This window comes from Methylomonas sp. DH-1, assembly GCF_046097555.1.
GTDB classification, from domain to species: Bacteria; Pseudomonadota; Gammaproteobacteria; order Methylococcales; family Methylomonadaceae; genus Methylomonas; species Methylomonas koyamae.
Window position 1 is genome coordinate 2478791 of the sequence record NZ_CP143089.1, and the last position, 17911, is coordinate 2496701.

A 17911-nucleotide genomic window follows, 5' to 3' on the forward strand; every position below is an offset into this window, starting at 1 on the left:
ATCGGTCCGCCGCCGGCCAAAACTGTCCGGCAGCGGAGACGGGTGTCGGCCTAAGTTTAACAAGTTATCGGCAAGCATAGCCAAACTCCCGTTATTCCGGATCGACAGCCAAGTCTCTCGCCAGGGCAACGCAATTCGAAACTTGAACTATGTTTACGCTACCCAGCAACAACGCTAGACCCGGCAAGGCGCAATCGCTTCGTTTGGCCGCTGCATTTTTGCAATTAACCCCAACCAGGAGCCACATGCCAAGCAGTCCTCGAATTTGGCCGAATCTGTTATGCCTATTGGCCGGCATCGTTTTCGGATTTCCGTTAATCCATGCGCCGTTGAATCACCCCGTCAGTCGCATGGCGTCCGCCAATCCGGCTTATCGCGAACTGACTCAAAATGCATTCATGGTGATGTCGAATCGGCTTGAATTGAACCGGGGGCGTTTGGTGCGCTATACCGACGCCGCCGGGCAACTGCAAATCACCCGGGTGCAGGGTTTGCCCGGCGACCAAATCGGTTTTACCGGGCAAACCTTGGCGGTGAATGCACAGCCGGTGGCCGACTATCCGCGACTGCGGATGGCGCAAGGCTCGTTAATCGTGCCGCAGGACGCGGTGTTCTGTTTTCCTGACATTGCTGCGGACGCCGGCGGAAAGGAACGCAATCTGCAGCAATATTTGATTCCGGCCCATACGTTGAACGGCAGCGTGCTCTACGTGTTGAACAACGATTCAACCGTTGCGGCAAATCCGGAGTTTTTCGGCTACGGCTACGGATTGTTATTGGCCTATTTGATCGTGTTCCTGGCCTTGGCCAGAAATAAGGACCGGCTACATAGGGCGGTTTACTATCCGGTGCGATGGGTGGTCGGTCTAAATCTGCTGGTCTGAAGCTTTCTTGCTGTTTACGGAATTTACGCCGGTTTATCCGGAATCGTGCCGTCGATTTACTTCATTTTTCTATCGGCGCTGGCGTATTTAGGCTTGTCGGCAGCCGCGGCGAGTGCTTCGGCTTTGGCGGTCGCGCTATTCGCCTTGCTAGCCGTATTTGCCGATAAGCCGATCACCTTGGGCCGCACCGGCCCGAATTCCTGATTCAACTCAATCGCTCGCTATGGAAAACATCCACGCCCTGATCGAAAACGTAGAACGCGTCATCGTCGGCAAACGGCCGGTCATCGAACTGGCTTGCGTCGCCATCCTATGTAAAGGCCACATTTTGCTGGAAGACGTGCCCGGAACCGGCAAAACCATGTTGGCGCGGGCATTGGCGCGGTCGATCCGCGTCGACATGAAACGTCTGCAATGCACGCCGGATTTATTGCCGTCGGACATCACCGGCGTCGCGGTGTATAACCAGAAAAGCGCGGATTTCGAATTTCGCCCCGGCCCGGTCTTCACCCAATTGCTGTTAGCCGACGAAATCAACCGGGCGACGCCGCGGGCGCAGTCGGCATTGTTGGAATGCATGGAAGAGTTCCATGTCAGCGTCGACGGCCAAAGTTACGAATTACCTAAGTTGTTCACGGTCATGGCCACGCAAAACCCTATCGACATGGCCGGCACCCACGCATTGCCGGAGGCGCAGTTGGACCGTTTTTTCATACGTTTGCATATGGGCTATCCCAACATGGACCAGGAAATCAAAATCCTGGCGGCGCAAGCCCAAACCCATCCGATCGAAACCCTGCAACCGGTGACGAGCGAAGCCCAAATTCTGGCAGCGCGTGCCGAGGTAAAAAATGTCTACATAAGCCCGGATGTGGCGGCATACATCGTCGGTATCGGCGCCGCCAGCCGTAAACACGCCGATTTGCGTTTGGGCGCTAGTCCGCGCGCAACCCTGGCGCTGGCGCGCGCCGCGCAAGGTTTGGCCTATTTGCGCGGCCAAGCTTTCGTCACTCCGGATTTGGTGAAACAGATCGCTCCGGCGGTGCTGGAGCACCGGCTGTTGGTGCGGCCGCAGGCGGCGGTGCTGGGTCGCAGCGGCGGCGAAATTCTTGCCGAGATTCTCGGCCAATTGCCGCCGCCGGTGGTGTAGCCCGGTGGCGATTCAACGCCGGTTTTGGATACTGGCCGGTTTTGCGTTGGCGGCCTACGCCGGCGCTATCGCCCGCGAACAAAGCTTGCCTTGGCTTTTGGCGGCATTGATCGGCGGCGGTTTGCTCAGCGGTTTGCTCTGGCCTTACCTGTTATTAAAGCGGGTGGCAATTCGCCGAATCGCGCCGCAACGGGCTTTGGAAGGTGACACGGTTAGATTCGAATTCGAAGTGCATAACCGCGGCCGGCTGCCGCGCTTTATGTTAGAACTGGCCGACCGCCTGCCGTTTGTCGGTGCCGCCGAACAGGCGCCCGGAGCCGATACGCGACTGTTGGGTGGGATCGCTTATATTCCGGGCGGCGGCCGGCGCCGTTTCGAATTGGCTTTGCAGTGCGAAAAGCGCGGCTTTTACCGGCTAGGGCCGGTCGGCCTGGCATCGTCGTTTCCATTAGGCTTGGCGGAAGTGCGTATTGCCGGAGAGCGGACGACGCAAGGATTTACGATCTACCCCAAATTGTTTCCGATCCAGACATTGGCCTTGCTCGGCGCACCCAGCCAAATTCACCGCGGCGCCTACTGTTTGCCGGAAGGCGCCGGAGCGGCCGAGTTCGCCGGCCTGCGCGAATACCGCAGCGGCGACAATCCGCGCCACGTGCACTGGCCGACCACCGCGCGCATGAACGAATTGATGGTAAAAGAATTCGAACCGCTGGCTTCGGCTTGCCTATACATTGCACTGGATTTGGCCAAGGACGCCAATGTCGGCCGCGGCCGACACAGCACCTTGGAGTACGCGATACGCATTGCCGCTTCCATCGCCGGATATGCCTGCCGGCAAAACATCCATAGCCGCTTGCTGGGTTACGGGACTCAAGCCGTGCGATTCGCCTCCGGCAAAGGCGACTTGCACTTTCAGAACATTTTGGACGCCTTGGCGGTGGCGGACAGCGACGGCCGCACCCCGTATGCAGAACTGTTGACCGACATCGCCCTGGATTGCCAGCGCGGCGAAACCGTGGTCTTGCTGCTCAGCGAACCGCCGCACCGGGATGCGGCGACACTGCAAGCGCTGGCGTTGTTGCGCGCCAGAGGCGCCAATTTGCTGGCGGTAACTTTTGATCGCGACAGTTTTCTTCCGAGCGGCGCCGGTGTCGATACCGCACCGCGGCGAAGGGATTTGACTCTGGGCCTGCTGGAGATGGGCGTGCCGAACCTGACCGTGTGCAAAGGCGACGATTTGACCGAGGTATTCAATCCGTGACCGAAACCAAACTTGCCGGGCCGCTGTATGCCGGGTTGTTTGCCGCGCAACTGTTGGCGGTGGCCTGCAACGCGTTTTTGGATATCGGCTACGGCAGCTTCGGCCGGGAAATACTGTTTTGGTCGGTAGTACTTGGCGGCACGCTCGCCGTCGGCTGGCGCCAAAGTCGGAAAGTCGACGGCTGGGGCGGCATTGCCCAGAAGTTCGTGTTATTTTTCGGTTTGCTGTTATTCGTGTTCGCGTTTTTGCCGCTCTGGGGTATGCCGCGCGCCGGCCTGTATCTGCTAGCGATGTTGCAAGCTTCTTATAATTGCGCCACTGCCGGCCGCCGCCAGTTACACCTGGGCTTGCTGACCTCGTGAGCTATAACTGAATCTGGTGTTTGGTAGTTGAAGAGAAGCGGCGTATCTGGTTGATTATTTGTGACCAAACAAAACGATCAACTCCAAGGATACGCCACGATGAAGAAGAGTAATGTAATCGACCTGTCCAGTCGAGAAGAGAATGCCGATCCATTGACCAACCTGATCCGGCAAGGGGCTCGCAAGCTAATTGAGCAAGCCATCGAAGCTGAATTGGCAGCCTATATGGAAGCCTTCAGCGAACGGAAGCTGAGCGATGGTCGGGCTGCCGTCGTTCGTAACGGTTATCAACCGGAGCGCGAGATTCAGACAGGTATCGGGCCCGTGGCGGTGAAGGTTCCCAAGGTTCGGGCGAAAGACGGCCAAGGCGCCACCTTTCGTTCTGCATTGGTGCCACCCTATGTTCGGAAGACGCGTTCCTTGTCAGCCGCATTGCCCTGGTTGTACTTGAAAGGTATTTCCAGTGGTGAGATGGAAGCCGCACTGGAAGTCCTGGTTGGGCCGGATGCCAAGGGATTGTCGGCCAGCACCGTGGCCCGCTTGAAACGCGCATGGGCGGCGGAATATAACGATTGGCGGACCAGTCGCCTGGATCGTGATCAGTGGGTCTATATCTGGGCCGACGGCATTTACAGTGGCCTGCGGACGGAAGATGTCAAGCTGTGTGCCTTGGTTATCATCGGCGTCAATGAGCGCGGTGAAAAACGCTTTCTGGCGATTGAGGACGGCGTGCGTGAATCGACGCAGAGTTGGCGGGAAGTGCTGCTGGGCCTGAAAGCGCGCGGTATGAACAGCCCCAAACTCGCCATTGGCGACGGCGCGATGGGTTTCTGGGCGGCGCTGGATGAGGTTTACAGCAACGCTCGGCAACAACGCTGTTGGGTGCATAAAATGAACAACGTGCTCAATCGCGTTCCAAAAGCGGTGCAACCCAAGATGAAACAGTCGCTGTATGACATATGGCAGGCTGATACCCAGAAGAACGCCGAGCGCGCCTTCGACCAGTTCGCCACGCTCTATGACGCCAAATATCCCAAGGCGGTTGAATGTCTGTATCGCGACCGGCATGAACTGCTGGCCTTCTATGACTTTCCGGCTCAGCACTGGCAAAGCATTCGAACAACCAACCCCATCGAATCAACCTTCGCCACTATTCGCCATCGCACCAAGCGTGCCAAAGGCTGTCTCGCCCGCGATGGCATGTTGCACATGCTATTCAAACTGGGACAAACGGCTGAGAAAACCTGGCGACGCCAGCGAGGATTTGATTATCTCGCCAAAGTGATTACCGGGGTTCCGTTCAAGGACGGCATTGAGCTAGAAACCGGCAATCAGATCGCCGCTTGATCAAGGCCTGAACACCAGATTTGACAATAGCTCTGACCTCGTTGGCCTTGGTCCTGTTTGCCGCTTCCCACTACCGGGCGGATTGGACCATGCTGTTTTATATCCTGCCTTATTTGATTATCGCCGTGTTTACCTTGGTCGCCAGCCAGATTGGCCAGCGTAGCGACGACCTGCGCCTGACCGGTCTGGCACGGACGTCGAGCGGCCAAGGGCAGGGCGCTGCCAGCTCTGCCGCCACGCTAAGCATTCTGCTGCTCGGCGGAGTCTTGTACCTGCTGACGCCGCAAGTCAGTTGGCCTTATCTGGAATCGCGTTTCGGCCAGGACGTTCCGCACGCGCCGGGCGGTGAGCTGGAACAAGCGGAGTCGGGCGGGCAGACCGGTTCCGCCGCGACCAAAAGTCAGGGTGGGACTGCCGAAAACGGTTCCAGTGGCGGCCAAGGTTTGCAATGGCCGGGCATGCAGTGGCCCAGTCCGCAGGAAATGCGCACCGCAGCGCAGCGGCCGCATATGCCGCGCTGGCAAAAATCGGCGATTGAGGAGCTGGCCGGATTCAGCGAAACGCTACAGCCGGTGGTATTGGTTGTCTTCGATTGGTGGCGCTGGCTGAAGCAATGGCTGCGCGAACACTGGCTGGATTTGATGTTCGCTCTGCTGGGTTTGATCATGCTGGCGGTGATACTGGCATTTCGTCACCTGTTGCGGGAGACGCCTTGGGCGATCTGGCTGTCAAGCCGTTGGGATTATTGGTATCTGTGCCGTTGCGGGCGCCACACCGCGGGCGAGCGCGGCGCCCGCCAATATTACCGGGCCATGGAGCGCTTGTTTGCGCTGGGGGATTTACCGAGGTCCCGATTCAGCAATTCGCAGGAATATCTGGCGCAAATTCGGCGCAGACACCGCAGCCACCTCCACACCTATGCCGAGGAACTGACGCAATTGTTCGAAGCCGCCCGCTACGGTCCAGACCGCTTCGGCATTAGCGATTTGCAACGTATGCGCCAGCTGTATCGGTATATGTATCGAGAATTGATTTGATGGATGCGATTTCGCCGGTAAATGCACAGTAAGTTATGCGGTGGGATAATATGGCGAATCCATACCGATGTTGGCTGCGCAGGTAATTTCGCCGTCCAACAATTTCACCGACAGATTATCGTTGATCTTTTTCGCAAACGGCAGCAGCAGGCGGTCGATGTAATTTTGGGCGTTAGCGCTCGAATCGAATTAGTAAAAACCACCGACGTTATGATTATTGATGCTGCTCAGCCAGGTTTTCGTAATCCCGGGAATTGCTTCATCTCGACATTGATGGGCCGCCAATCGATTTGATCGAACGGAATTGCCAATTGATATTCTGCATACAAAAACACTTTCATTAGTTGGACACCAACCGACTATGTCGGGACAACGCTGATATCGAGCAATCCTTGGGCAATCCTGGATTGTGACCGGATGTGCATCCAGTACTCGGCGGGAAAGCCATAAAAAGCCAAGAGTGATTCACGGCGATTTTCGAACACAGCCACCGCCTTGGGATACTTGGCCGCAAAGTCGCGCAAGAATGTATCGAAGGCTTTATTGGCCTGGGCTTTGGTTTCCGCCATCCAGAGTTCTTTCAGCCCCGCCTTAGCTTTACCTTGGATCGAATCAGGGAGCGCCGCCAACACATTCGCCGTCTTTGCACCCAGTTGTGTGGTTGGCCAGGCTTCGTTGAGCACCGCCTTTATGCCCTGTGGGTACAAAAATCCCAATGCGCCGTCGCCGGTGGCCAGATTCGGTGCATCCTGTAAGCCGCGAGCGTGCATATCCTGCAAGATGCTCAGCCACGATGCCTTCGATTCCCGATAACCGTCCGATAAGGCACGCAAGCGCTAAGACCCGGTGCTGGTGGAAAAATGGCAGGCGGAAGACTTTCCGGCCTTGAAAGCCGAAGCCAAACGCACGGGTGCGGTGATCTATTTTGCCGATGAAGCCGGCGTCTGCTCCGACTTTCATGCTGGTACGACTTGGGCGCCGGTCGGACCAACACCCACCGTGAAGACGACCGGGCGCCGATATGGTTTGAATCTAATCTCGGCGGTCAGCGCGCGGGGCGATTTCCGCTTCATGGTGCAGGAAGGCAACGTCACTGCCGAGGTATTTGTTGAATTCTTGAAGCGCCTGCTGCGCGGTGCCGAACAGCCGATCATTCTGGTCGTCGACGGTCATCCGATTCACAAGGCCAAGACGGTGAAAACCTTTGTGGAACAGCTGCAAGGCCGGCTGAAATTGGCCTATTTGCCATCGTATGCGGCGCAATTGAATCCCGACGAACAGGTCTGGGGCTATATCAAGCCGCGCGTGGCCAAGCAGGTGCCGGAAAACAAAATCAAATTAAAGAAACTCGTTCAATCTGCCATGCATCGATTACAGAAACTCCCGCATGTTGTGAAATCGTTTTTTAGCCATCCTGAATGTCGATATGCCTGCGAATGATAATACTTTCTTTAAGAGCGACAAGAGGATAGGGTTATTTTAAATAGTTATTTGCTCCAGGAAAATGTTCAAGCACACAATAGGCCCAGCGTTTGTTCGGTATTATGTTTTTGTTAGTCAGATATTTGTTTCGTTTCCATGAAGAAAATGCCGGCGATTGATTGAGCCAGCGCCATATCGGTATGGTAAAGCCGGTTTTTGGCCGATTGACGATGCGATCATCGAGTTTAGCAGTAAGCGATTGGGGTAATATTTCTTTCTTGTTCCCGAGTTTCCCGGTCGCGGCCGAACCGACCAAGTTAAAGAGCAAAATATGGTCTACTAACGGTACGCGAATTTCCAGAGAGTGGGCCATTCCTATCCAGTCGGTGTCGCGTAACAATTGGTTACGCATATATTTTTTTGATTCCAGAGCCACAATTTTGCCGAAATCGGATTGAATGTCGTCTACTGACTCAAATATATTGATTTTCGTGAGTTGCGACAGGCCGATTTTTAATAAATCTCTATCGATGATATTTGGGAGCTCCCAAGGCATAAATAAACCTTTCTGAAGCTGATAGGCAGACGTGATATTGCTTGCCATGTTCAAACAATCAGAATTATTTGGATTTAATCCTTTAAAGCTTTTTGCGATAAAAGCGTGGATGTAAAAAAACAGGTTATTAATAGTAGGGTTTGAATTGTAGGGTGATAGCTTGTTTATAATTTCTGGAATTGCTTCGAATGTATTATAGCCACCAAGCATTTCATCTCCGCCTAAACCAGAAAGCACGACCTTAAGCCCGTTTGATTTAGCCGCTTTGCTGACCAGCCAAGTATTGATACCATCGATAGTTGGTTGATCCATCGCGTCAAGAAACATTGCCAATTCGGTTTCGACATGGGACATACTCGAAGTGACCACTTGATGCTTTACGCCCAGTATCGATGCGATTTCCGTAGCGACAGGCGCCTCGTCCAGCGACCTTCCGCTAAATTCTTCGAAAGCCAGCGTTATAGCGCTAACCGGTTCGGGGACAAGCTCTTGAGCCAGCCCGGTAATAGTCGCCGAATCGAGACCCGCTGACAAAAAAGAGCCTACTGGTACGTCCGCAACCATGTGCGCTTTGACAGAGTCTCTAATGGCCGCCTTAGCTAATTCCTTAGCTATATCCGCTGGTATAGCTGACGCGGCCGAATAAGAAGTATTTATGACAGTATTGATATTCCAATATTGATAAATACTTTGGCGGCCTAAGTAATCAATTTCAAGTACATGTCCTGCAGGCAATGCGTTTATATTTTCATATAACGTTAATGGCTCGGATACGCTGCCCCAGAGTAGAAAACTTATTAATGCAGCCGGATTAATCGAACAATCGATTCCGCTTCCTGCTACAAGGGCTTTTACCTGCGAGGCGAATCGAAACACGCCGTTAATATTTGAGTAATAAACCGGTTTAATACCGTAAGGGTCGCGTGCGATTATCAGCTTTCTGTTACGGTTATCCCATAGCGCAAATGCAAACATGCCGCGTAATTGATTAACCATTTCGATGCCGATATCTCGGTATAAATGAAGCAGCACTTCCGTATCGCTGTGGCTTCGAAAAGAAAACCCTTTAGACTCTAGGTTTCTTCTTAATTCGTTGTGGTTATATATTTCGCCGTTGAACGTGATGGACAAGTGACCATCCGCTGTATGCATGGGTTGAGCGCCCAATTCTGAGAGTTCGATTATCGCCAAGCGCCGATGTCCGAATCCAACCGATCCGCAGTCAGATAACCAAAGGCCGGCGCCGTCAGGCCCTCTGTTATACATGGAGTCGCGAGTTGCTATTATCTGTTCGATATCGATTTTCGGGGTTTCTACGCCATAGCGAAATATACCGTTTATGCCACACATTTTAATTTGTTAGATATTTGATTCGGTTCTGAAGCGCGAGAGTTCCTGACGCACGACGTTTAAATAGCCGTGGCCGTGAAATTGATCAGGTTCTAAATAATTTCCTTCTGCCCATTCATTCCAAGCTTTTATGAATACAATTTGGTGCTCTGGTTCATTGTCGCTGATTAGGGATAATCCCCGGCGTAGAACACGGCCAAATAATTCAGGGGTAGATCCGTGTAATACTAAGCCGTTTTCGCCAGAACGAGGAGTATTATCCCAATTGGGGAGGACAGTTGGATAATCGGGAAAATTAGGCGGAGATTTACGTGTTAATTGTTCAATGGTATCCGCGTAATCGTAGACGGTAAGGGATGATTTTTTGCCGAGGAAAATACGGTTTAACAATCTCCTTAAACGATATCTTGGAGGAATGTGCCCGTCTTTAGGCGGTAATGGTTGCCATGTCGAGGCATCCAAGCCAACGCTAATAGGATTCCAGTCCTGGCGGTGACGGTAGTTCACGCCGACCAGATACAATCCTGCCAGTCCGGCCTGTTTAGCGAGCTCACGCCAAAATAGAATGACATTCGGTAATTCCGGAATGTCCGTTGGATTGTAGATCAAGAATAATGGCTTATCATCAACAGTAATATATCGCCGATCCTTGAATGCTTTGAGTAGCCATTCAAAATGCAGTCTATGATCTTCCAAGCCGGGGTATGTTTGCTCAATTAGGGTGCGATCTGCCGTACCCTGCCATATGTTATTCCAACTATGGTTTGCCCAGCACAGGCAGAACGGAAAATCCGGTTCGCCGCTAGCCAATATTTCGTTAACCGGTCGTTCCAGCATACGTCTGCCGTCGCCAAACCAATAGTGATAGTAACAAAATCCTTCGATACCATATTCTCGGGCTAGTTCGGCCTGGGCGTGGCGCGCCTCGGGTAAGCGGAGGTCGTAAAATCCCAGGTCGGCCGGTACGTGAGGCTGGTAGTGGTCGGGATAAAGCGGCTTGGCCTTGGCAACATTGGTCCATTCCGTAAAACCCTTGCCCCACCACTCATCGTTTTCCGGAGTGGGATGAAATTGCGGCAAATGAAATGCGATAAGGCGGGGACTGGTCTTCATAACGTTTCAAACAGAGTGAAATTTTTCAAGTATGGCCCGCCATGCTGACACGATTTCTTTTTCTTCGAGTTCTAACGAATAGGTATCGCGAATAAATTGCGCCGCAAGACGTCCTTTTTCCAATAATATCTCGGGTTGTTTTTGATAAGTTTTAATGGCGTGCTCGACTGTTTTCGCAAAGCCTAGAATATCGCCTTGCTCAATAGGGTAGGAAAATTCCGGGTTGAAAAATTCCCTGCCGCCTCCGCCGTGGAAGCCAATTACGACGCAGCCTGACGCCATCGCCTCTGCGGCAGGTAAACCGAAACCTTCGGGATAGCCGAAACTTAAAAATATTACCGATTCACGGTAGATTTTTGCAACTTCGGCCTGAGGCAAGTTAATGAAGGGTACAATCTCGAAGTCTTCGAGTACGCCGCGAAACTTAAGAATGTTGATGACTTGCATCGCATCCTGCTGGTTTTTTATGCGGGAGAAACACAACTGCTTTTTCTTTTCCGCTTGAAAATAAAACGTATTCGGATCGATCGACAGCCTGAATCGATGTAGCAAAAGTTGTGGAAAAGCATGCCGTAAATAATCTTCACCGTCTTTCGAATTAACGAGAGTGGCGAGCGTATCGGGGTCGAGGTAAGGGCTTATCAGGCGATCTTTGTTTAACGAATAACCGTTAAAGGTTAGATAGCAATTTTGATTTAATACGACTTTCTTAATACCTTTGCCGTACACCCAAGCCAAATCGGGGCCGTACAATTCAGGAATTACAATAATATCTTCAGAATTGATGACCGAGCTTTTGCCCCCTTTGATACGCAGTTCTACTACTTGATCGGGTTGGAAACGGCGTTTGATCTTACCGTGAAGACGATCGATGATCGATCCGCGCCAATACACAATTGACGTTTCATTTTCGAACCACCTCACCCGAAAACCGGGGTTACTGTGCACAACATAGGCCGGTATGCCATTACGATTCAACACGTCTACGTGCTGATAAATGACTCGTACGCCTCCTACGGGTGTGTTATGTTCCGGGCAAAGATAATAGATAGTCACGAGGTTAATTCAATTCAGGTTGTTAGAATCGGCGAAGTATATGTGAGCTGTGGCAGTTACGATGGTTATGTCGAAACATCTAAGTTATTTGTTTGAAACGCCACAGTAAATGTTTATCCAATATGTCCTTGCATCTTCTTTTAAAACCGGCCAGCCCGAAATAATTGAATTGCGCTTCCGCCGCTCTTAATGCCGTGGTATCGGTCAGTTTATTTTTTTGTCTACGCGATAAAAAAGTTCTTTCCTCCAGAATTGAAGTCAAGTCGCTCATGAATGTGATTTGCTCGGAGGCGGCGTGATAGGCCTTGGCGTCGCTGGTCGCTTGGCTTCCGATTTTTTGGCGTAATTCGGGGTTCGAGGCTAATTGCTGCATCCAGTCGGCGGCTTCGTCGATATGTGGCTCCGCCCACAGCGCGCGTTTTCCAAGTTGGTCTGGGCCGTTGGCTGCCATGCCGGAGTACGGCACCAAATCGAACCCGACCAGACACGAATTCGTATGCCGCATAAACGACATGTTGCCCGACCACCCGGTTGCGATCACTGGCTTGCCTAGCGCCATGCATTCCAATGGCCCAAGTCCCAATCCTTCCGCGCGGTGCATAGAGACGAATATGTCGCAGCTAGCGTAAAGACTTAGCACGTCCGGATAGCTCAGCGATTTGGCGATAAAGTGAACTCGGGGGTTGCCGGCACATCGCGTTTTCAGCTCTTCTACCAAGCGCATAGGATCGCAACCCGGCGTGGTTACTTCTGCGTTATTCAACTTTACGACGAGGTGGGGTGCGCCAGCGTCGTCCGAAATGCCGGGGAAGGCTTGCAAAAACGCATCTACCGCGCCGAACGGGTTTTTGCGAGCGGGATCGTGGTGGGGGTCGAAACTCGAGACAAACAGAAGCTTGTCTCTAGGCAAGCCAAACTTATCTCGGTCTGCACGAATTCCCTCAGGTAGAAATAAAGGGTGAATGCAATCCAGTGTCAACACGTCGGAAAGGTTGGTATCAAACACATGTTTAACGAAGTGCGATCCGGCCAGTACAACGTCGAATAAACGCAGCGCTTCGCGATAGCGTCGAGGTAGCACTGTTTCTTCGCACCAGATCAACCCTACGTTAAGGCGGTTGCCGTCGAACAGTCCTGTCGGAGGGTGCAGAAACAACCCAGGCAATTGACCCATCGACAAAAAGAACAAATTGATCGAATACGGTAGCTGCTGCGGATCGTTGACGGTAAGCGCTTGGTATTCTTGTTCGCGGGCATTAGGCGCGCGCTTATAGTCGATGTCGAAAATGGCTACCGGTATTTGCCGGTTTAAAAACAATCTTATAAAGTGCCTGGCGGTTATGCCAAGGCTTACGTTGCTACTGACGTAGCCGACAACGTTAATGCCGAAATTACCATTCATCTGCATCAATGGGATTTATTGAATCGCCATAAAACATAACGATTCAGTGCATGGTAAAACCTGCTGCACAGAACACGGCCCTTTAGCTTCAACCAAGGAACTGGAGTTTGTTCGATATGCTGAAAAACTTCGTTTATTTTTATCTTTACCACCGCTTCCGAAAAATTCTGTTCCAGAAAGTTTCTACCGGAGATGCCGATTTCGGCATGCTGCACGGGATCGTTGAGCAAACCTAAGACATGATCGGCAAATTCCCGGGGCGTGTCGCCAATCAAAATCTGTTTACCGGGGGTTAAGCCGAAGCCCTCCAGACCGACCGAAGTGGTTACGACAGGGAGACCATAGGACAGCGCTTCGCCAATTTTGCCCTTTACTCCGCTGCCGTAACGCAATGGCGCTAACGAAATGTAGGACTCCGTCAAGTACGGATGCATGGACGGCACGTGGCCCAAAATTTCAATCGGTCCGCCGTGAAGATTTTTAACCGCTTCCGGGTAGCCTTCGCCGATTACTTTAAAACGAACCTGAGGTGCTTGTTCCAATATTAACGGCAATATCTCGTTAGCGAAATACAACACTGCATCGCTGTTGGGTTCGTACTGGCCCCAGCCGACGAACATCAACACGTTTTTATCTCGCGCTGCGGTAGGAATATATTCGCCCATAGGATGAATATTTGGAATGATAGCGAGTTTATTATCGGGAAGATCGGGTACTAATAACTGGCGTTCCTGTTCCGATACCACAATTACGAAATCAGCTTGGCGATAGGTGGCAATTTCCTCTCTCTTAACTTTATTGGCGAATTCAATATCGCTTTGTTGGTTAGTCAATCTGGCACGAGACATATATCTGCCGAACTGAACATCCACCGAGTCTATTATCAATTTGGTAGTTGGCGCCCAATATCGGACTGCGCGAATATTCTTTGTTGTCGCGAGCACGTATAGAACGAATACCACTGCATCGTAACTGTCCGCTTGTAGAGCTGGGATCAAGCCGTTGTTGCAAATTAAAACCCCTTGGCTTAATAATCGCTCTCGATAGAGTGTTACAGAGGCCTCGCCCAACTCGTTAACCATGTAAGGTACATCCAAAGGGCACAAGCAAACCTGATGAGATTCCGCTAATATTTGTACCAGTCGCGAAAACCTGAGTTCATATGAGGAACGATCAAATGCCGGGTACGAGTCGGAAACGATAAGTAATTTCATATGTAAATTGGTCTGGTAATCAGTATGTATCGGGCACAGATGATTCGTTGCCGCTCCGATGACAAAGGTATTATTGTTTTACCCACGGCGGAATAAACTCGCTCCAATATTGATCTTCATTTTTCGCTAACCGTTTAATAATTGGGCGAAGCAGTTTGATTATGGGATTCTCGATAATTGCTTGGTAATTTTTTTCGTACCAACAAAGTTTGTTTGCCAATTGATTGAGCTTTTTTTCAACGTGCTTTTTACCTCCATGATGAGCAATTACCATGGCACAATCTATTAGCATTAAGTTCGCGAATGCTGTAGTTTTAGCGTTCGGATGACTTAACGCCTCAGAGAAAAGATAGTCTACAGACACAAAATTTATGCCACTCTTCGCCATTCTTATCCATAAGTCGACATCTAACGCAATATGGATAGATTCGTCTATCGGGCCTGCCATTTCCCAGGCTAAACGGGAAAATGCACTTGATGGTTGTAAAAAATCGCCACCGTTCAACCAATCAAACAGAGATTCTAAATCAATAGATTGATTGGGTTTTATGAAATGAATTTCGTTTCCTGCTGAATCAATAATTCTGCCGGAGCCAACTACCATAACGGCACCGGGATTGTTCCGAAATAAATCGGAAAATTTACAAAGAGTACCGGGCAAATACCAATCGTCGGAATTTAACCATGTGAGGACATCGCCAGTAGCTTTGGCCATCCCTTTATTTATAGCATGGCTTTGGCCTCTGTCAGGTTCGCTGACCCAATATGTTAAATATTGCTCATATTTTCTGATGATATCAACAGTGTTATCAGTGCTCCCGCCATCAATTATTATCAATTCAAAATTAGGATAATCTTGTGATATCACAGATTCTATAGTCTTTTCGATAAAATTCCCCTGATTAAATGTTGGGATTATTACCGATATTTTTGGCAACTGCTCGCCCATAAACGCCCCTATATTAATTAATCGCTACTGGAGCTTAGAAGCTTCCAAATTAAGGCTGATTGGATATTCCTTGTTGTTAAACATTACGTTTTTTGATGCCCAGTCATCAAAATTGTGAAATTGGACGTCAAACGGATTCCATTCTAAAACGTCTCCAAATTTATGTGCAACCAATATCTTTTCTAAATATTTTTTATTATAAATCTCATAATGAAAATTTTCCGGATAGTCTTGCCCTCCCATAAGCGGAGGAGAAATGAGTTCTATTTGATGATCGGTGTCATTATATATGGCAATGATGTGATCAAAGTCTGGCACCGAAATTCTTAACTTTCCGCTGGGCTTTAATATACGATGCATTTCTTTAATAACTTGGGATAACTTTTCCCTGGGTACATGCTCTAATACATGGCACATGTATATTAAGTCGGCAGTATTATCCGGGATCATCCACAAGCGGAATATATTGTGTGTTACTATGTGGATATGGCTAGATTTTCTCGCATCAATATTGATAAATTCTGGAGAGTTTATGTCGCCGCAGCCGATATGTAAAAGCGTTCTGCCATCTTCTGTTTTGGGGTAATTTTTTTCTCTTGCGCGCCACAATAATTCCCTTGCGATTTTTGCAAGGTTATAAATCATTTTTTGAGTTCTGATTTTTAATCTTTCAATTCGCCAATACATTTCGTTTTTTGTCCATTGTTGTCGAGAAATCTCCATTTCCCATTTAAGTTTATAAATCCTTCGGTCATGCTTTGCGTTCGCTCGATATTAGAGCTGCTAACTTGAAAGTTAAGTACGCCTTCCTCATAAAAAATATTACGAGCTATTTTTCCGGCCTCGACGCCAACACGCACTGAAAAAATGCCAGGTAATAAAGGAAAAGACGGGATATTGATCTCTAATGTATATTGTCCAGGATGCAAGATTTTATCTTTAAATTCAGATTCTGTGATTTCTGTTGCAAGATAGAGGAAGTCGGTGGTGTGAATTCCAAATCCGAAATTTGGATTTTCGAGGATTGTATTAACCTTAAAATTCAAGTGGAAGGCTATATTTTGACAAGTATTAATACTTTCAATCGGGTCGCCATGTTCATTAACCATTTCAATTGTCACTAACTCAATTTCATCAGAGTGTTGTTTACGAGCACTATTAAACGATTGGTGGCTTTGCTCCTTAATTTTTTCGTCATTTTGAGCGTAAAAAAGACCACATATTTCTGCCGGTTTTCCATCTGCTACTATTTTCCCATGATCCATGAGAAGAACGCGTTTACATATTCGTTCAATTTGTCGAATGTTATGACTGACTAGTAAAACGGTTTTTCCCTGATGGATTATCATGTCTTCCATCTTATTGAAGCATTTCCGTTGAAAGGCTAAGTCACCCACTGCCAAAACTTCATCGATAATTAGAATATCCGCATCAAGACTGGTAGCAATCGAAAATCCCAGTTTTACGGTCATGCCCGAACTGTATCGCTTTACAGGGGTGTCAATAAATTGTTCCAATTCAGAAAAATCTATAATTTCGTCTAGCTTTTTCTGAATGGTTTTTTTAGGAATGCCTAAAATCGAACCATTCAGAAAAATATTTTCCCTGCCAGTCAACTCCGGATTTACACCGGCTCCAACTTCGATTAAAGGCGCAATACTCCCTCTTATCACAACATTTCCTTTGGTGGGTTTGCTGATATTAGCGAGGTGCTTAAGTAGGGTGCTTTTTCCTGCACCATTATGGCCGATGATGCCGACTACTTCTCCTTCCTCGATATGGAAATTAACGTCGTCCAGCGCTTTGAAATTTTCACGTTCTTGAATGGGCTGAAAGGTCAAGCGCCTTAAAGTATTCAGAGCTGTATCCTTGAGGCTTGTCAGGTGGCCTAGTTGGTATTCTTTGGTTAGATGATTAACTTCTATGATCGCCATACGGACAGGTTAGATTACTTTTATTTTGATGAAGTTTTCTGGTTTGACTAAATAACGTCTGCAAACCAATTTTCAGCCCGCTTAAAAAACCAGTAACTGAATGGAAGTATGGAAAAAGTCAATATCAAACCCGGATAAAGTGCTTGAAAATCCGGTTGTGTAGCCCCTATTAAAGCACGTTGAAACCCATCGATTATTCCGACCAATGGGTTTAAGGTATAGAGCGTATAAAAATGTTCAGACCATTCGCCTGCTGCCCGTTCCGTCAATAGCTTCTTTTGCACTAAGCTCAGTGGATAAATAACTGGGGAACCGTACATCAATAACGATAAGCCAATCGGTATGGCTTGCGCGATGTCACGGTAATAGACATTCATTGCCGCACCGAAAAAGCTGATTGTCAATGCCACAACCATTGTGTAAAGCACAAAAACCGGCATCCAGAAAGCATATACCGTCGGTATTATTTTGTAGTAGATCATCATTCCAGCTAGTATCGCGAAACTGATTGCTAGCTCTACTACTTTGGTCACCATGGCTGTCAAAGGAAAAATTTCCCGCGGGAAATATATTTTTTTAATTAAGGCTGCGTTTGAGGTAACGCTGTTTACACCTTCCGATACTGATTCCTGAAAAAAAACCCAAGGAATTAATGCGGCAAAGGTAATTAAAGGGTAGGGTAAGCCGCCGGTTTCGATGCCGACAAAGCCTTTGACTAGCGTAAATACGAGCATTAGCATGACAGGCTTCAATACCGCCCAAAGAATGCCGAGATAAGCTTGCTTGTATCGAATAACGATATTTTTATAAGTTAGGGCGGCAATCAGTTCTCTGTAGTCGTAAAGATTTTTTATAATACGGAGCATCGTAAGTT

General features: G+C 49.3%; 17 protein-coding genes and 1 pseudogene. 8 read left to right on the forward strand and 10 right to left on the reverse strand.

Annotated elements, in window-relative coordinates:
- Positions 1–245 precede the first annotated feature (245 nt).
- The 7 genes from VXJ35_RS11315 (at position 246) to VXJ35_RS11345 (ending at position 6041) form a co-directional block, all read left to right on the forward strand.
- The gene (locus VXJ35_RS11315; RefSeq protein WP_157198148.1) at positions 246–884 is read left to right on the forward strand and encodes a S26 family signal peptidase; all 639 of its coding nucleotides are present in this window, start codon (positions 246–248) and stop codon (positions 882–884) included.
- Positions 885–929: 45 nt separating this feature from the next.
- Positions 930–1088 carry a hypothetical protein gene (locus VXJ35_RS11320; RefSeq protein WP_157198149.1) on the forward strand — a complete coding sequence of 53 codons (159 nt, stop codon included), beginning with the start codon at positions 930–932 and terminating at the stop codon, positions 1086–1088.
- A gap of 19 nt (positions 1089–1107) precedes the next feature.
- Positions 1108–2034 carry a MoxR family ATPase gene (locus tag VXJ35_RS11325; RefSeq protein ID WP_082880888.1) on the forward strand — a complete coding sequence of 309 codons (927 nt, stop codon included), beginning with the start codon at positions 1108–1110 and terminating at the stop codon, positions 2032–2034.
- A gap of 4 nt (positions 2035–2038) precedes the next feature.
- On the forward strand, positions 2039–3295 hold the full coding sequence (locus VXJ35_RS11330) for a DUF58 domain-containing protein (RefSeq protein WP_064021634.1): 1257 nt from the start codon (positions 2039–2041) through the stop codon (positions 3293–3295).
- Positions 3292–3657 carry a hypothetical protein gene (locus VXJ35_RS11335; RefSeq protein WP_064021635.1) on the forward strand — a complete coding sequence of 122 codons (366 nt, stop codon included), beginning with the start codon at positions 3292–3294 and terminating at the stop codon, positions 3655–3657. The genes VXJ35_RS11330 and VXJ35_RS11335 overlap by 4 nt, the downstream gene beginning before the upstream one ends.
- A gap of 99 nt (positions 3658–3756) precedes the next feature.
- Positions 3757–5004, forward strand: a complete 1248-nt coding sequence (locus tag VXJ35_RS11340) for an IS256 family transposase (protein ID WP_064023311.1) — start codon at positions 3757–3759, stop codon at positions 5002–5004.
- A 20-nt stretch (positions 5005–5024) separates the two neighbouring features.
- Positions 5025–6041, forward strand: coding sequence for a DUF4129 domain-containing protein (locus VXJ35_RS11345; protein ID WP_064021636.1), 1017 nt, complete (start codon positions 5025–5027; stop codon positions 6039–6041).
- 359 nt (positions 6042–6400) lie between these two features.
- Here VXJ35_RS11345 and VXJ35_RS11350 read toward each other — a convergent pair whose 3' ends face one another.
- Positions 6401–6874 (reverse strand): transposase, encoded by a 474-nt coding sequence (locus VXJ35_RS11350; protein ID WP_064021637.1) that lies wholly within the window; start codon positions 6872–6874, stop codon positions 6401–6403.
- 7 nt (positions 6875–6881) lie between these two features.
- Between VXJ35_RS11350 and VXJ35_RS11355 the strand changes: the two are divergent.
- Positions 6882–7481, forward strand: a pseudogene (locus VXJ35_RS11355) (IS630 family transposase); the annotation flags it as partial.
- Positions 7482–7515: 34 nt separating this feature from the next.
- Here VXJ35_RS11355 and asnB read toward each other — a convergent pair.
- The 9 genes from asnB to VXJ35_RS11400 all read right to left on the reverse strand — a co-directional run bounded on the left by asnB (position 7516) and on the right by VXJ35_RS11400 (position 17903).
- The gene (gene asnB / locus VXJ35_RS11360; RefSeq protein ID WP_064021639.1) at positions 7516–9369 is read right to left on the reverse strand and encodes an asparagine synthase (glutamine-hydrolyzing); all 1854 of its coding nucleotides are present in this window, start codon (positions 9367–9369) and stop codon (positions 7516–7518) included.
- Positions 9370–9378: 9 nt separating this feature from the next.
- Positions 9379–10482 carry a glycoside hydrolase family 99-like domain-containing protein gene (locus VXJ35_RS11365; protein ID WP_064021640.1) on the reverse strand — a complete coding sequence of 368 codons (1104 nt, stop codon included), beginning with the start codon at positions 10480–10482 and terminating at the stop codon, positions 9379–9381.
- Between the two features lie 6 nt (positions 10483–10488).
- Entirely contained in the window at positions 10489–11463 is a 975-nt protein-coding gene (locus VXJ35_RS11370) for a glycosyltransferase (RefSeq protein ID WP_197496053.1), read from the reverse strand.
- Between the two features lie 154 nt (positions 11464–11617).
- Positions 11618–12940 (reverse strand): glycosyltransferase family 4 protein, encoded by a 1323-nt coding sequence (locus tag VXJ35_RS11375; protein ID WP_197496055.1) that lies wholly within the window; start codon positions 12938–12940, stop codon positions 11618–11620.
- Between the two features lie 5 nt (positions 12941–12945).
- Positions 12946–14022, reverse strand: a complete 1077-nt coding sequence (locus VXJ35_RS11380; RefSeq protein WP_197496057.1) for a glycosyltransferase family 4 protein — start codon at positions 14020–14022, stop codon at positions 12946–12948.
- A 202-nt stretch (positions 14023–14224) separates the two neighbouring features.
- Positions 14225–15103 (reverse strand): glycosyltransferase family 2 protein, encoded by an 879-nt coding sequence (locus VXJ35_RS11385; RefSeq protein ID WP_064021644.1) that lies wholly within the window; start codon positions 15101–15103, stop codon positions 14225–14227.
- A gap of 24 nt (positions 15104–15127) precedes the next feature.
- Entirely contained in the window at positions 15128–15790 is a 663-nt protein-coding gene (locus VXJ35_RS11390; protein ID WP_197496059.1) for a methyltransferase domain-containing protein, read from the reverse strand.
- Positions 15766–17037, reverse strand: coding sequence for an ABC transporter ATP-binding protein (locus VXJ35_RS11395; protein ID WP_064021646.1), 1272 nt, complete (start codon positions 17035–17037; stop codon positions 15766–15768). The genes VXJ35_RS11390 and VXJ35_RS11395 overlap by 25 nt, the downstream gene beginning before the upstream one ends.
- 47 nt (positions 17038–17084) lie before the next feature.
- On the reverse strand, positions 17085–17903 hold the full coding sequence (locus VXJ35_RS11400; RefSeq protein ID WP_064021647.1) for an ABC transporter permease: 819 nt from the start codon (positions 17901–17903) through the stop codon (positions 17085–17087).
- Positions 17904–17911: the final 8 nt, after the last annotated feature.

Coding starts and splice junctions, on each gene's coding strand:
- VXJ35_RS11315 (WP_157198148.1), top strand. CDS start 246: ATGCCAAGCAGTCCTCGAATTTGGCCGAATCTGTTATGCCTATTGGCC.
- VXJ35_RS11325 (WP_082880888.1), top strand. CDS start 1,108: ATGGAAAACATCCACGCCCTGATCGAAAACGTAGAACGCGTCATCGTC.
- VXJ35_RS11340 (WP_064023311.1), top strand. CDS start 3,757: ATGAAGAAGAGTAATGTAATCGACCTGTCCAGTCGAGAAGAGAATGCC.
- asnB (WP_064021639.1), bottom strand. CDS start 9,369: ATGTGTGGCATAAACGGTATATTTCGCTATGGCGTAGAAACCCCGAAA.
- VXJ35_RS11365 (WP_064021640.1), bottom strand. CDS start 10,482: ATGAAGACCAGTCCCCGCCTTATCGCATTTCATTTGCCGCAATTTCAT.
- VXJ35_RS11375 (WP_197496055.1), bottom strand. CDS start 12,940: ATGAATGGTAATTTCGGCATTAACGTTGTCGGCTACGTCAGTAGCAAC.
- VXJ35_RS11380 (WP_197496057.1), bottom strand. CDS start 14,022: ATGGTTAACGAGTTGGGCGAGGCCTCTGTAACACTCTATCGAGAGCGA.
- VXJ35_RS11385 (WP_064021644.1), bottom strand. CDS start 15,103: ATGGGCGAGCAGTTGCCAAAAATATCGGTAATAATCCCAACATTTAAT.
- VXJ35_RS11390 (WP_197496059.1), bottom strand. CDS start 15,790: ATGTATTGGCGAATTGAAAGATTAAAAATCAGAACTCAAAAAATGATT.
- VXJ35_RS11395 (WP_064021646.1), bottom strand. CDS start 17,037: ATGGCGATCATAGAAGTTAATCATCTAACCAAAGAATACCAACTAGGC.
- VXJ35_RS11400 (WP_064021647.1), bottom strand. CDS start 17,903: ATGCTCCGTATTATAAAAAATCTTTACGACTACAGAGAACTGATTGCC.